Genomic DNA, 14,240 nt, shown 5'->3' with positions numbered 1-14,240 from the left:
GCCACAACGCGGTCGAAAAAGACACCGCCGCAGGACGCGGCACCGTGAAGAAATCGACCTAGGACAAGGCAGGTGCCGTGCAGGGCGTAGGAGCAGGACAAGTCGTTGCAGGACGGTATCGGCTCAACAACCGTCGAGCGCGAATCGACGATATAGATGTATGGGCCGCCACCGATGACACCCTAGGACGAGAAGTCGAAGTCACTGTCCTTCCAACTTCGCATCCTCATGCCCAAGAAATCGTCAAAGCAGCACGCAATTCAGCCGCAATTGCCGATCACCGACTTGTGCGCGTACTTGATGTTGGTTCCGATATCCGCATGAGCTGGGTCGTCGAAGAATCTCTCGCAGACACGCGTACCCTAGCCCAGCTTCTAGAAACTGGTCCTCTCCCACCAGAAGAGGGACGTCGCATTGCCGGTGAAATCGCTACCGCACTCACCACAGCCGCACGCCGCAATGTTCACCATCTCCACCTCACCCCTCACGCTATTCGCATCACAGACAGCGGACTCGTAAAAATTGTGGGACTTGCAGTCGCTGACGCTATCGCTGGCGGAAACGAAAACATCAACACCGAGGATGCACAACGCACTGATGCTTGCGCCATCGTTGCCCTCATGTATGCAGCCATCACTGCACGGTGGCCTCTTCCCACTCCTATACGAGGACTTGACACAGCCCCCCGCGTCGGAACAGCAATCGCAGTGCCCTCTGAACTAGTGAGCGCAGTTCCCCCTGAAATCGATGCGGTCTGCCGAAGCACTCTCAACCACAATTCTGGCCCTGCAACTCCTGCTGAAGTCGCCGCGCAATTACGTCCTTGGTCCAGTGTTCGCGTCACTAAAGCTTCTCATTCCAAAAACACGGAAAAAACAACCGAAACCACACAAGACGAAACACCAGCTAACAAGAACACTGCCTCAATCACTACCCGCCTAAAAGACCGAAAAAACGAACGTATCGCTGCAGAACGACGTGACCTTGAAGAACGACGATCCGACCCTTCGTATCTAAACATCCGCGAAGCACTTGCGGTCAGCGCTGGAACCGACAACGAAAATGCCATCGCTCCAGGTTTTGCTGCACCTTCATACAAGGACGGAAAATATGCGCGCCCTATCGTCGCAGTAGTTTTAGCAGGAATACTCCTTGCCACAGCCGCAGCTATACCTGTACTCATTAACACGATTCCGGAATCCACTACTAGTGCAACACCAACGACACCTGCACCAGCGAAATCTGCAACTCCTAATCCTTCAGCTCCTCATACCGATAACCCAACTCCTATCGCTATCTCACATGTAAGATCTTTTGACCCCCAAGGCGACGGGGCAGAGAACGAAAATCAAACACATCGAGCAACTGATCAAAATACGTCATCTGAGTGGCATACCGAAGGATATGACTCCCCTGACATTATTGGTGGAAACAAACGCGGAGTGGGACTTGTACTTAAATTACAAGATCAGTCATCAATTAAAGGCATAAAAATTAACGGCCGCCAAGGTCAATCAATCACCGTATTAGCGAATAACTCAAGCTCTCTCGAAGGAGCCACGGAAATCGGGAAAGTAGAAAATACACCAAAAGGTGAAAGCGATATTCGTGCTAGCACCACTGGACCTGCCCAATACCTGATTGTGCTCCTCACCAAGTTGCCCCAAGGAGAAGACGGCCGATACCGCGGCAGCATCTCAGAAATCACGGTCTACTAGCACGCACGCTTCTCGGGGAACCCGGAACAAAGCCTGTACGTCCTTCATTTGAAACCGATCGGGGAGAATCCCCAGACTTGCCACCACCGGGAGGAGGACGGAATGAGGCATAACCACCCCGAAGACGAGGAAATCCGCCGACTTCTGGCGTCAGCGCACACGCCTCAAACGCCCACAGGCCTCACCGAACGTCTAAAAAAAGCTGTTTCACAGGAACAGCTACCCGCAGAAAATCGAAAAATCCCACCACCACCTATTCCTAACCGTTTGCACGGCAGATCTAGATTACCGGTCCCTCTCCTGGTGAGCTTTTCACTAATACTTGCAGCTACCGGAACAACTCTGCTTGTCACTGCGGGTATGACTCAGTTAGATACTCAAAGCCGCATGACCACAACGCTCGCACAAGAAGGCATTCCGCTCACCGAGCGCTCTGAACCCATTCCGGAACCTTCCAAAGCTGTGGCTGCGCTATCTGCACCTCATAACTCTCCACCTGTCGAAACTCCTCGGCCAACCCCAACAAAAGATACTCAAATCCTTTCGAGACAAATACTTAACTGCCTCAGACATCTTCGTATTGACGTTAATGAAGTTGAGCAGGTAGAAATCGCACCATACAACGGCATCACGGCTGCTTTTGTCACCACAAATACCCAAGGACAACGACGCCTACGCGTGATCGATCCAGCATGCCCTGTTTTCAGCAGTCCTGTCCTCTCGGAAGAGGAAACAACAGCAGACCCTCTTTCCAACGGTAAGAACGCCGCATCTAACAGACGTTCGGAATAGGTCTCCCCTCACGATCGTTGAGCGGATACATAACTTTTCCAACGCAGTGTAAGTATTCAACAGACCAAACGCTGATTAGCCATACTTCTATTCGAGAGGACTTCCATGAGCGAGGACATCCACAACGTCTTGATTGTTGGTTCCGGACCTGCAGGCTACACCGCAGCCATATACGCAGCGCGTGCCAATCTTTCTCCTGTAGTCATCACAGGATCAGTTGCAGCCGGCGGCGCTCTTATGAATACCACTGAGGTAGAGAATTTTCCAGGTTTTCCCGATGGGATACTGGGGCCTGATCTCATGGAAAAAATGCAGAAACAAGCAGAACATTTCGGAGCAGAACTCATCATCGATGATGTAGTCTCTCTTGATCTATCCGGCGACGTAAAAACCGCTATAGATGGAAGCGGTAACTCATACCATGCTCGCTCTGTGATTCTTGCTATGGGCTCTGCATACCGCGAGCTCCACGTTCCTGGTGAGAAAGAGCTCTCAGGAAAAGGTGTTTCTTGGTGCGCCACCTGTGACGGCTTCTTCTTCCGTGATCAAGACATCGTGGTAATCGGTGGCGGTGACTCAGCACTTGAAGAAGCAACCTTTCTTACAAAATTTGCTAAGTCAGTCAAAGTAGTACACCGACGCGATCAGCTCAGGGGAAGTGCCATCATGGCGCAACGCGCCATGAATAACCCGAAAATTGAATTCCTCTGGAACTCTGCAGTTACATCAATTAACGGAGTCGATAAAGTCGAATCTATTACTCTCAGAGATACAGTAACTGGAGCGACCCGCGAGGTAGAAACTCGCGCTGTTTTTGTAGCTATTGGCCACGACCCCCGTAACGAACTCGTCCGTGACGCTGTTGAGATCGATGAGGGAGGATATGTGTTAACGCAAGGTCGGAGCAGTGTCACTAATATTCCTGGCGTTTTCGCCTGTGGTGACCTTGTAGACCACACTTATCGACAGGCAATTACAGCTGCAGGTAGTGGATGCGCAGCTGCACTTGACGCAGAACGTTATCTGGAAACTATCTGATCTCATACATGAGACCTATCAGTCGTAAGTAAGTGATAACGCTTTAGTCCGACCCTCAGTCAGTTAATCAACCAGGAGATTTCATGGCAGCTATTAAAGAGACCAGTGATGCTGATTTCGAGGCTGACGTTCTCAAGAATGAAAAAACCGTTCTTGTCGATTTTTGGGCACCATGGTGCGGCCCTTGCCGTGCTGTAGCTCCAATTCTCGAAGAAATCGCAGCCGAAAATGTTGGTTCGATCGAAATTATCAAACTCAACACTGACGAGAACCCGAAAACTGCAGCCAAGTACGGAATCGTAAGTATTCCTACGATGAATGTCTTCCAGGGCGGGGAAATTGTGAAAACAATCGTTGGAGCCCACCCGAAGCCAAAGTTGCTCCGTGAAATCGCAGACTTCATTGCCTGATGACAAGGGTGGGTGTTGTTTCATATGAAACAACACCCACCCTTGTCATCTTTCATGCCTCCTGGAGAGACTCGCACTCTTCAACTAAACAGGTGGAGTCAATTGCCTTCAGGATTCGGTCTAAGTCCTCTCGGCCAGCAAACTCAACCGTTAGTTTCCCTTTTTTTCTCCCCATGTTGATGGTCACATGAGTATCAAGGCGATCAGTAAGTCTTGCTGCCAAATCTTCATATCCCTGATTATGTTGAGAACTGCGCAGACGACGAGGTTTGCTACTAGCATTATTTGCCGAAACAGCAACGATTTCTTCTACTGTTCGTACAGATAGACCTTCTGCCACTATTCGCTGAGCTAAACGCTCTATCGCTGCTGCATCTGAAAGACCTAACAAGGCACGAGCATGGCCCGCAGTTAAAACACCCGCTGCTACACGCCGAGCAACAAGAGGCGGAAGCCTCAGAAGCCGCAATGTATTACTGATCTGAGGGCGTGATCGAGCCACGCGATCTGCGAGTTCATCGTGGGTACAACCAAAATCATCAAGGAGTTGCTGATAGGCAGCGGCTTCTTCCAAAGGATTGAGCTGAACTCGATGCAAGTTTTCCAAAAGCGCATCACGCAGCATTGCGTCATCGGGGGTGCTTTTGATGATTGCAGGCACTGATTTCAGCCCCGCTAAACGGGAAGCGCGCCAACGCCTCTCACCCATAATTAGCTCATATCCAGACTCAATTTCTGGACTATGCCTAACAACAATTGGCTGGAGTATCCCAATTTCTTTGATGCTGGCAACAAGTTCATCTAGCTCTTGCTCATCAAAAACTGTTCGAGGTTGCTTCGAATTCGGGTGAATTGCATCTATATCGATCTGAGCAAGCTCGATCCCTGGAACAGGAGATAAGTCATCGTTCACCGTGACCCGCTCCTGGGACTCATTGGAAACTACGGCTACTTCGTCTTCAGATTCGAGATGAATTTTGCTTAGTTTGGTTTCCCGTGAAACATCAGAGTTACTTTGAGCTGCATCAGATCCCGAAGAACTGATAGTGCCTCCTGTATGCCCTACACTCTCGAAAGCTTTATCTAAAGCAGCACGACGCCCTTGACCACCTGCAGGAGCAATCGACTTATTTTTTTGTCCAGATGTAGCTGCTGATGAAGAAGCAGATTCTCGTGCGCGTCGAGTAACATCACTTTCAAAGAATAAATCTGCTGGCCTGATTTGCGCTGTAGGAACTGACTCAGTCTTGGGCCTTGCACTTCGTGGTTTAGCTGCAAGTGATTCTCGCGGGACATCAGTGGGAATCAAAGCCCCCAACCCTCTCCCTAAACCACGCTGCCGATCACTACTCATACGTTCTTCCTCCTCGTCATGCTCACTACTAGCTAATAGCAGTTTCGCTAAACCCGCCGCTATATATGTTTCCCGTGAAACATTACTTACGATCGGCAACTCGGATCGCGTTCAACAAACTCTCGAGCAGCACCTAGATACGCTAAGGATCCCGTACTCATCGGATCGTAAGTCAAAACAGTTTCACCATGGCTTGGAGCTTCAGATATCCGAACAGACCGAGGCACCATCGCATTGAGTACCTGATCTGGGAAAACTGAGCGAACCTCTTCTGCTACCTGCGATGAAAGCTTGGTACGCCCGTCATACATGGTGAGCAAAATCGTCGAAATATGAAGCACGGGGTTGAGGTGCCGCCGGATCATGTCGATATTGCGGATCAACATCGACAAACCTTCCAAAGCGTAGTACTCACACTGAATCGGAATAAGCACTTCGCGAGCAGCCACAAAAGCGTTAAGCGTGAGCAATCCCAAGCTTGGAGGACAATCGATGATCACATAATCGACTGGATCTCCGTCCTTATTTTTTTGCACGAGGTAAGACTCGATCGCTCTTTGTAGTCGCGTTTCACGTGCAACGAACGAAACTAGTTCTATCTCAGCACCAGCTAACTCAATCGTGGCAGGCACGCACGTTAATCCTTGGGTTAATGCAGAAGGTCGCTCAACATCAATCAGCGAAGCGTCTTCGATCAGAACATCATAGATACTGTCCACATCTGAGGAATGCTCGATTCCTAGTGCGGTGCTTGCATTGCCTTGTGGGTCTGAATCTATAAGTAGTACTCGTTGCCCGCCAAGCGCTAGAGCTGTTGCAAGATTGACTGCTGTGGTTGTTTTCCCAACGCCTCCTTTTTGATTTGCGATAGTGATGATCCTGGTATGAGCAGGTTTCTTCCAGGGGGATCCTTTAGGTCGAATCAACCGCCGCTTCGGCTGAGAGATGGCTCCATCTAGTACTGATTCATCTGATGACTTCTCGCCTAAGGGGTCAGCATGATCTTTCGCTGCCAGTGCCGGTGATTCCTGGGGCACGGCTCCTCCTTGTCTTAACGTCAATGCGTTTCACGTGAAACTGAGCTCTGCCACGAGAGTTTCACGTGAAACATGCATAGAACGATGCCTTCAAGGACCTACGCTACCCTCAGAGCTGGCTCTGGTGGCATGACGACATGGCGATTGTGAAACAGAGAGACTCTGGGCACCAAAAAACCTCTCGACTCACCTAGGCGAGCCGAGAGGTTTACTGAGAAGCTACTACTTTTGAGATTTGCGGCTATGGTGCGGCTTTTTCTTTCCAGAAGTTTTCATTCGAATATTTCTCTTCTGGACAGAGGTAAAACGAATACGTACAAGCGTCGTGGGATCTTCTAAAGTTCCTTCTCCAAGAAGCTCCACTCTGCTATCACAGCCACCAGAACTAGCTATTTGCTGACGATCCTCTTCTAGTTCACGGTAAGCAGATGTACCTTTAAGAGCAACCAGTTCGCCTCCCGGACTCAGTAGGGGAGCAGCCCACATTGCCAGTTTTGCAAGACGAGCGACTGCCCGTGCAGTTACGACAGGAACAGCGAGCTGGCCAGCTAAAGCCTCGGCACGCGCATGATGAATTACCACATTTGTAAGCCCCAGGTCCTCAACAGCAGATGAAAGCCATGTTACGCGTCGCGCAAGTGGCTCAATCAGATGTAGTTGCAGGTCAGGTCGCGCAATAGCTAAAGCTAATCCTGGCAGCCCAGCACCGGAGCCAATATCTGCCACGGCGACACCGGGTTCCAGCACATCTTGCACAATTGCACAATTTAGAATGTGCCTACTCCACAATCGTGGAACTTCGCGAGGACCTATTAGTCCGTGAGTCACTCCCGTTGTAGCTAATAATTCTGAAAACTTTACAGCTATATCTAGACGATCTTTATAGATCAGATAAGCAACGCTGGGAGGAGGGGAAAGTTCAGAGGAAAACGAATTATCCACGGTTGGTTGATCCATCGTTAAGAAGGCGAATGATGGCAGTGGCCGCGCTTAGCTGCCACTGCCATCAGAGAAGGTGTGATTAAACCAAAGGAAGTACAACAACGAAACGGTGAGGCTCACTGCCTTCGGATTCTGATTCGAGTCCTGCGCGAAGAACTTCGTCGTGAACTACTTTACGTTCAAATGCGGACATAGGTTCGAGTGATCGAGCCTCACCGTATTTTTTTACCTCAGCGATCACTTTTCGCGCAGTAGATATAACTGCTTCGCGCCTCTCAGCACGGTGGCCAGCTACATCAAGCATTACCCGGCTACGCTCACCAGTTTCAGCCTGCACTGCCATACGAGTGAGTTCTTGCAATGCTTCGAGAACTTTGCCGTCTTGCCCGACTAAACGACGTGGTACTCGACCGTCTTCTGAGTCTACGATGGCAACTGAAGCTCGGTCGCCATCGACGTCTACATCAATGTCACCGTCCAGGTCTGCAATATCGAGTAAACGCTCGAGGAAGTCTGCCGCGATTTCACCTTCACGCTCTAGCTCCTCTGTGCGGCTAGCACTAATTCCCTCGCTCATGCTGTCCCTCCAATGAATAGGCAGTTCTATCCGCTGCCAGATCGATTATGTATAGCCTGGCCGCGCAAAGCGCGGGAATACGAGTTATTTTCGTCGCGAACGGCTGGTCCTACGAGGCTGCTGACGCTGACCACCCTGTCGAAGCTTGTCCTCTACAGGACTATCGCGATACTCATCTACACTGTTTGAGGCATCTGTGTTGTTTTTGAACCACGAACGTTTTTTCTCTGATGCAATACTTTTTTCTACTGTATCCATGCGATTTTCTACCGGCAGCTTTCCTTGACGCCGGCGCCGTTCTTGGAATGCTTTTTCTGCTTCCGATCCAGGAGTTGGCATCCGGCGAATCACCCAAAACTGCTGCCCCATTGACCAGACATTCGTGGTGAACCAGTAGATAAGAACACCTACGGGGAAATTGACACCTGTAACCGCAAAAATCAATGGGAAAACATACAACATTACTTTTTGTTGCCGAGCCATCGGATTGTCAAGTGCCGAAGCAGGCATGTTTTTCATCGTCAGCTGATGCTGCGTGATAAATGTAGTGGCTGACATTAACAGAATCAGCACAATTGTGAGGATTTTGGCCTCAATGGAATGAGAGGTCATAAATGTAGCTGACAGCGGGGCCCCGAAAAGAGTCGATGCGTCTGCTTGACCTGCCAACTGCGGGTTCAACGGCCCTGCGGACAAACGTTGCCCATAAGCAACTCGACCAAGGTTGTTCAAAACGCTAAACAACGCAAAGAAGAAAGGCATTTGAACAAGAATTGGCAGGCAAGATGCGAAAGGGTTGGTCCCTGTTCGTCGATACAGATCCATTGTTTCTTCGGACATTCGCTGCCGAGATTCTGGATCAGTTTTTCCCTTGTATTTTGCTTGAATCTTTTGCATCTCAGGCTGAATGAGCTGCAGGCGACGTGACGACTGAATTTGTTTAAAAAACAAGGGCATCAACAGGACGCGGATGACAATAACCAACCCACCGATGGATAGCGCCCACGTCCACCCTGACTCTGCAGGCATTCCAACCCACGAGAAGAGACTGTGGAAAGTAACCAGCACCCACTCGACAAACCATTCAAGTGGAAGCATCAGCGTCTCGAAAAAGGACCTCTCCATATTTTCCTCTACGGTCTCTTCGTTCCGTCTTCGGGTATCTCTACAGATCAGATATGACCGAAGTTTATTGTCAAAGTTTCAGCACCTGTCGGTGGTGTCTGAGATAGTTCCATTCTGACGCACCGAGCGTCTTTTAGCGTCTCGCGCAGGTACATGATCAACGCCACCTGGATTCCAGGGATGACAACGCCCCAAACGTCTGATCCCCAACCCAAGTCCCCTGACCACACCAAAACGCTGAATAGACACAAGCATGTACGTGGAACAACTGGGATAGAAACGGCATCTAGGGGGTATCAGGGGAGATATAAACAGCTGATACCCCCGAATCGCCCATAAAAACGGCTTAGCTAGCATGCCACGTAAGCGATCGGCTAGTAGGGGGCTCACACAGATCAACCCATCACGGATTTTTCGTGACCTACTGAAACTTCATTCAAGTCTTTCATCACCCTAGTGAGAAGACGTTCTAGCTCAGTATCAAGGCGTAGAAAGTCTACTTGCGCAGACGCGGGATTAGCTCGAACGACGAGGTCGACACCTTGGGGAAAAGAAGAAATACGTGCACGCAAAGAATGGCGTAGACGGCGCTTGACTCTGTTTCTCACAACAGCAATGCCCACCGCTTTCGACACAACGAAGCCGACCCGCGGGGGTCGGCTTCGTCTGCCCTCAGGCTGAGCAACATGAATAACAAGCAGTTTTCCACCTGCTCTCTTGCCTTTGACCGCTACATGAAAATCTGCAGGTTCACGTAGGCGGTTACATGCGGAGAGCACGATCCTGCCCGGAAAATTCAGGCGGAAATGCTGGCGCGGCCTTTACGGCGACGGCAGGCAAGAATGGCGCGGCCAGCACGGGTGGCCATACGACTGCGGAAGCCGTGCTTTTTAGCGCGACGACGGTTGTTGGGCTGAAAAGTGCGCTTGCTCACGTTGAACTCCGTTGGGTCTCGTCGACGAGTCGGTTAAGTCGGCTCGACCATGACGCGACGCAAATCTCGAACGATTGAGAAAGCCTCGCCGCCGACGGTCGGGATCGAAGGTCCGTCTCCAGTCTCATTAATCACTACGCGCGCGAGAAACTGATGACTTCTACACACGTTACGTCTTGACTACCACAGCTTGGAGACGGGCACACGAAACCGCCCGTCGAAACCGACTGACACACCACGTTACGTGAAATAGGAAATAGAGGTCAAACTTGCTGGGCTAACTTACTCGAACCACAGCGAATACAGCTACCTCATCGGGCAGTTCATCAGCAGCCGATGAGTTCGTGCTTTGAACGCAAACCTGTCCGCCGACCCGATTGGCAGATTCTACTTACGGCTAACCAGCACGACTCGCTGTCTATTTTCCACCGACCAAGTGACCCGAAAACCTCAGCGTTAGAGATTCCCACAGGGCTTCCACATCCAAACACTGACCTTAAAAATTTGCCAAACACCTACCTGATCAGCAGTTTTCGTGACTTTAATTCACTTGGTCAATGATCTAGCGCTAGCAGCCTGTGGATATCCCGTATCCTGTACCCCCAGGCTGTTTCCACAGCTGTGGAAACAGCCTGGGGGCTCTGTAACCTGCATGTTTCAATAAAAATTCTCTAGAAAGTTGACGCTCTGCGCGGGCAAGTACACACAGGGTTTCCCACAAGATGCTCGCGCAGTGGACGCCTAACGCGTCCTAGGACTTACCGCCGCATTACACACTCAGCAGGAGGGCACAACGTGTCGGAAAAACAAAGCGACACCAGCCGGATCTGGACGGCGACGCTGCACTCTCTGCAGGAGGCAGGCATCCCTGCTCCGCAACGAGCTTTCGTCGCACAATGTGCGCTGGTTGGAATTCTCGACTCAACCGCAATCATTGCCGTACCTGATGAATTCACTAAAGACATTGTGGAGACACGCGTTCGCGAGTCTCTTACGGAGTCTCTAGCGCGGGAAACTGGTCGCGATATCCGCCTCGCGGTAACAGTAGATTCCTCTATTCGTGGAACTATCGAGGAATCGAGTCAGCCAACTCTTGATATGTACAGCGAAAGTGACAGCTGGAAAATCGAAGATAACCATCCCTCGAATAAGCCCAGCGGAGAAAATTCACTTCCTGCAACTTCTGCTGCTGCTCAAGAACGCTTCGGGGGAGTGGCAGATACTGTTTCCACAGAAACTGCTCATCATGATTCTGGACCAGACAGGCCACGTAAACCAGCAGGAAGTAGCACCAAGAATCAAACAACAAACGATTCAGGTGGCGATCACCTCAATCCTAAATACACCTTCGATACATTCGTGATTGGGTCTAGTAACCGTTTTGCCCATGCAGCCGCTGTGGCTGTCGCTGAGGCCCCCGCTCGAGCTTACAACCCGCTTTTCATCTATGGTGATTCAGGCCTAGGCAAGACACACCTACTGCATGCGATAGGCCACTACGCGCAGAATCTCTATCCTAAGGTTCGAGTTAAATATGTGAACTCTGAAGAATTCACAAATGATTTCATCAACTCAATCCGCGATGATCGCGCTAGCAGCTTTCAACGCCGCTATCGCGAAACTGACATTCTACTTATTGATGACATTCAGTTCCTGTCAGGAAAAATGCAGACTCAGGAAGAATTTTTCCACACTTTTAACACTTTACATAATGCCAATAAGCAAGTAGTCATTACTTCTGATGTTCCACCAAAGCAGCTCTCTGGCTTCGAAGAACGCATGCGGTCTCGATTCGAAATGGGTCTACTTACTGACGTCCAGCCGCCAGATTTAGAAACACGAATCGCAATTCTTTCGAAAAAAGCACGTCAGGAACAACTAAAAGTTCCTGACGAAGTTCTTGAATTCATTGCGAGTCGGATATCTAGCAATATTCGTGAACTAGAGGGAGCACTCATACGCGTAACTGCTTTCGCGAGTTTAAATAGGCAAGAAGTAGATCTAGGGCTCGCCGAAATTGTTTTGCGTGATCTCATGCCCGATCAGCAAATCAGTCAGATCACAGCTGCGACAATCATGGCGCAAACAGCTGGGTACTTTGACCTCACTATTGACGACCTGTGTAGCGCCTCTAGATCACGCACTCTCGTCAATGCTCGTCAGATTGCTATGTACCTATGCCGTGAACTGACTGAGCTCTCCCTACCCAAAATTGGCCAACAGTTCGGTGGACGTGATCACACAACTGTCATGCATGCAGACAAGAAGATCCGGCAGCTCATGGCGGAGCGACGCTCTGTCTATAACCAGGTAACAGAACTAACCACGCGCATACGGTCTCAACAGTCCACTTAGGCTCCCTAGTTTCACCTGTGAGGGGTGGAGAGCTGACATCAGCTCTCCACCCCTCACCTTGCCCTGCTGGCTCATAGGCAGCGACACGCGCGAAAACAGATACCACCACACTGACTCTTCAAATATTTTTCATCCTTTTTGGGTCGAATTTTAGGCATTGAAGGCTCGCTACCTCCTGCTGTGAGGAGCCCTTTCCAGTTTGCCCACATACTTGTGTATAAGTCATGAAAGTAATCGTTTTCATATTCCACTGTGGAACTAACTACCCCTTGACCTGCCTCGTTGCATCCACAGCTGGGGACAAGATTGGGGATATCTTGTGAAGATTTTCTACTTCTCCCTGTGGATAAAACAGTGGGTAACTCTGGGGAGAAGTGCGTATTGCATGAGGAAAGATAGATACAAGACTGTGGATGCACTGTGGATGCGGTGAGAGTTTCCACAGAGGCTTATAGCTCATCCACTAAAAATCCACAGATGAAATCCCCAACCCCTAAGGGCTCTTGAGCTGGCAATATAGAAGAAATCCACAGAATCCACAGGACCTATTAAGACGATGAATCTATATCTCTAGTTATGCGCGACTACGTACGGAAGCGCATCAAGGCAGGTGTCCCGGTTAGGTCAGATCCCAAGATTTGGGTCACTTTGTGAGAGGAGAGGACTCCAAGGTGGTTAGCATCGGTGTGTCAAACCGTTTCGAGCCGAAAGCCTGAAACCGAAACGATCATGGCCACCGAAGTGGATTCATTGAGTGGCCCCACCACGCGCTGTGTTGAGTTTGAGGAGCGGTGACTGTGAGATTCCGTGTGGAGCGCGACGTGCTGACTGAGGCAGTCACTTGGGTAGCTCGTGGCCTGCCTAATCGTCCACCTACGCCGGTTCTAGCCGGAATTCTTCTCGAAGCTGACGCTGACGGGTCATTGACTTTATCTGCGTTCGATTACGAAGTTTCCGCACGTATAACTGTTGAGGCAGATGTCCATGAACCGGGCCGAGCATTAGTTTTAGGACGAATGCTTTCAGATATTTCAAAAACACTTCCAGGCAAACCCGTCGATGTGACTACTGACGGAAATAAAGTTTCTGTCGCTTGCGGATCCAGTCGTTTTTCCTTGCTAAAAATGCCCGTGGAAGAATATCCCACGCTCCCGGTATCTCCTGAGCCGAGCGGTCACATTCCGGGTGATGTATTCACGCATGCAGTAGCCCAGGTCAGCGTTGCTGCTGATCGTTCAGATACGCTTCCCATTCTTACGGGTGTTCGCATGGAGGTCGACGGTGAACGCATGACACTGTTGGCTACAGACCGTTATCGATTGGCCATGCGTGAGCTGACTTGGCGTCCTGATGATGAGGACATTAACGCTGTTGTTCTTGTTCCTGCTCGAACGCTTTCCGACACAGCGAAATCTCTGGGGCCATCTGGTTCGGTTTCGGTCGCCCTCGGGGAAGCAGCTGGAGGTGACGGCCTTATTGGCTTTGATGCAGGGCAACGTCGCACAACTAGTCGCCTTCTCGATGGTGACTATCCCAAAGTTTCAGCGATTTTCCCTAACAGTGTCGATACGGAAGCAATTGTGGATACTCAAGTGCTTATCGAAGCTGTCAAGCGCGTCTCCATTGTCGCAGAACGAAACACGCCAGTTCGTCTTCGGTTCGTTGATGGACAAGTAAGCATCGACGCGGGGACGGGAGAGGATGCACAGGCTAGCGAAGCGGTTGAGTGCCAGTTAGTTGGTCCTGACATCGAAATTGCCTTCAATCCGACCTACCTTATTGATGGACTTAACGCTGTTTCGTCTCCTTTTACCAGACTTGCTTTCACCCAGCCTGGTAAGCCAGCAGTTCTCAGTGGTCAAAAAGAAGCAGATGGCGACTGCGACTCTTCGTATCGCTATGTTCTCATGCCAGTGCGGTTTACTAACTAATTTTTATTAAATGGTGGGGAGGGGATC

At 50.3% G+C, this 14,240-nt stretch carries 14 protein-coding genes; 6 read left to right on the top strand and 8 right to left on the bottom strand.

Annotation, left to right across the window (positions count from 1 at the left end; translation table 11 throughout):
- Positions 1-77 precede the first annotated feature (77 nt).
- The 4 genes from CKV89_RS02175 to trxA all read left to right on the top strand — a co-directional run bounded on the left by CKV89_RS02175 (position 78) and on the right by trxA (position 3,958).
- The gene (locus CKV89_RS02175; protein WP_028327204.1) at positions 78-1,718 is read left to right on the top strand and encodes a protein kinase family protein; all 1,641 of its coding nucleotides are present in this window, start codon (positions 78-80) and stop codon (positions 1,716-1,718) included.
- A 102-nt stretch (positions 1,719-1,820) separates the two neighbouring features.
- Positions 1,821-2,510, top strand: coding sequence for a hypothetical protein (locus tag CKV89_RS11640; RefSeq protein WP_154657635.1), 690 nt, complete (start codon positions 1,821-1,823; stop codon positions 2,508-2,510).
- A 105-nt stretch (positions 2,511-2,615) separates the two neighbouring features.
- Positions 2,616-3,548, top strand: a complete 933-nt coding sequence (trxB, locus tag CKV89_RS02170; RefSeq protein WP_028327205.1) for a thioredoxin-disulfide reductase — start codon at positions 2,616-2,618, stop codon at positions 3,546-3,548.
- An 83-nt stretch (positions 3,549-3,631) separates the two neighbouring features.
- Positions 3,632-3,958 (top strand): thioredoxin, encoded by a 327-nt coding sequence (gene trxA / locus CKV89_RS02165; RefSeq protein ID WP_028327206.1) that lies wholly within the window; start codon positions 3,632-3,634, stop codon positions 3,956-3,958.
- Positions 3,959-4,010: 52 nt separating this feature from the next.
- On the opposite strand, the gene CKV89_RS02160 is transcribed toward trxA, so the two are convergent.
- The 8 genes from CKV89_RS02160 to rpmH all read right to left on the bottom strand — a co-directional run bounded on the left by CKV89_RS02160 (position 4,011) and on the right by rpmH (position 9,927).
- The gene (locus CKV89_RS02160) at positions 4,011-5,312 is read right to left on the bottom strand and encodes a ParB/RepB/Spo0J family partition protein (protein WP_084441027.1); all 1,302 of its coding nucleotides are present in this window, start codon (positions 5,310-5,312) and stop codon (positions 4,011-4,013) included.
- 86 nt (positions 5,313-5,398) lie between these two features.
- The gene (locus tag CKV89_RS02155) at positions 5,399-6,349 is read right to left on the bottom strand and encodes a ParA family protein (RefSeq protein ID WP_407919578.1); all 951 of its coding nucleotides are present in this window, start codon (positions 6,347-6,349) and stop codon (positions 5,399-5,401) included.
- Positions 6,350-6,571: 222 nt separating this feature from the next.
- Positions 6,572-7,306 carry a 16S rRNA (guanine(527)-N(7))-methyltransferase RsmG gene (gene rsmG / locus CKV89_RS02150; protein WP_084441029.1) on the bottom strand — a complete coding sequence of 245 codons (735 nt, stop codon included), beginning with the start codon at positions 7,304-7,306 and terminating at the stop codon, positions 6,572-6,574.
- Positions 7,307-7,370: 64 nt separating this feature from the next.
- A complete protein-coding gene (locus CKV89_RS02145; protein ID WP_084441030.1) occupies positions 7,371-7,868 on the bottom strand; it encodes a Jag family protein in 498 nt (165 codons plus the stop codon).
- Between the two features lie 84 nt (positions 7,869-7,952).
- Entirely contained in the window at positions 7,953-8,966 is a 1,014-nt protein-coding gene (yidC, locus tag CKV89_RS02140) for a membrane protein insertase YidC (RefSeq protein ID WP_231935423.1), read from the bottom strand.
- A gap of 105 nt (positions 8,967-9,071) precedes the next feature.
- Positions 9,072-9,350: a membrane protein insertion efficiency factor YidD gene (gene yidD / locus CKV89_RS02135; protein WP_084441125.1), complete on the bottom strand. Its 279-nt coding sequence runs from the start codon at positions 9,348-9,350 to the stop codon at positions 9,072-9,074.
- A 38-nt stretch (positions 9,351-9,388) separates the two neighbouring features.
- Positions 9,389-9,772 (bottom strand): ribonuclease P protein component, encoded by a 384-nt coding sequence (rnpA, locus tag CKV89_RS02130; protein WP_084441031.1) that lies wholly within the window; start codon positions 9,770-9,772, stop codon positions 9,389-9,391.
- Between the two features lie 17 nt (positions 9,773-9,789).
- A complete protein-coding gene (gene rpmH, locus CKV89_RS02125) occupies positions 9,790-9,927 on the bottom strand; it encodes a 50S ribosomal protein L34 (protein WP_084441032.1) in 138 nt (45 codons plus the stop codon).
- A gap of 795 nt (positions 9,928-10,722) precedes the next feature.
- On the opposite strand from rpmH, the gene dnaA reads away from it, so the two are divergent.
- Together dnaA and dnaN are read left to right on the top strand one after the other, a co-directional pair.
- On the top strand, positions 10,723-12,282 hold the full coding sequence (gene dnaA / locus CKV89_RS02120; protein WP_034401165.1) for a chromosomal replication initiator protein DnaA: 1,560 nt from the start codon (positions 10,723-10,725) through the stop codon (positions 12,280-12,282).
- A 797-nt stretch (positions 12,283-13,079) separates the two neighbouring features.
- On the top strand, positions 13,080-14,213 hold the full coding sequence (gene dnaN / locus CKV89_RS02115; RefSeq protein WP_084441033.1) for a DNA polymerase III subunit beta: 1,134 nt from the start codon (positions 13,080-13,082) through the stop codon (positions 14,211-14,213).
- The last annotated feature ends 27 nt before the right edge of the window (positions 14,214-14,240 follow it).

Origin of the sequence: Dermatophilus congolensis (assembly GCF_900187045.1) — a bacterium.
Taxonomy (GTDB): domain Bacteria; phylum Actinomycetota; class Actinomycetes; order Actinomycetales; family Dermatophilaceae; genus Dermatophilus; species Dermatophilus congolensis.
The sequence above is the reverse complement of the archived record's forward strand: the minus strand, read 5'-3'. Positions and strand labels throughout refer to the sequence as shown.

Bases quoted from the DNA above. Each gene is read 5' to 3' on its own strand.
- yidC (WP_231935423.1), bottom strand. From the start codon at position 8,966: ATGCTTCCACTTGAATGGTTTGTCGAGTGGGTGCTGGTTACTTTCCAC.
- trxA (WP_028327206.1), top strand. From the start codon at position 3,632: ATGGCAGCTATTAAAGAGACCAGTGATGCTGATTTCGAGGCTGACGTT.
- CKV89_RS02145 (WP_084441030.1), bottom strand. From the start codon at position 7,868: ATGAGCGAGGGAATTAGTGCTAGCCGCACAGAGGAGCTAGAGCGTGAA.
- trxB (WP_028327205.1), top strand. From the start codon at position 2,616: ATGAGCGAGGACATCCACAACGTCTTGATTGTTGGTTCCGGACCTGCA.
- CKV89_RS02160 (WP_084441027.1), bottom strand. From the start codon at position 5,312: ATGAGTAGTGATCGGCAGCGTGGTTTAGGGAGAGGGTTGGGGGCTTTG.
- rsmG (WP_084441029.1), bottom strand. From the start codon at position 7,306: ATGGATCAACCAACCGTGGATAATTCGTTTTCCTCTGAACTTTCCCCT.
- CKV89_RS11640 (WP_154657635.1), top strand. From the start codon at position 1,821: ATGAGGCATAACCACCCCGAAGACGAGGAAATCCGCCGACTTCTGGCG.
- yidD (WP_084441125.1), bottom strand. From the start codon at position 9,350: ATGCTAGCTAAGCCGTTTTTATGGGCGATTCGGGGGTATCAGCTGTTT.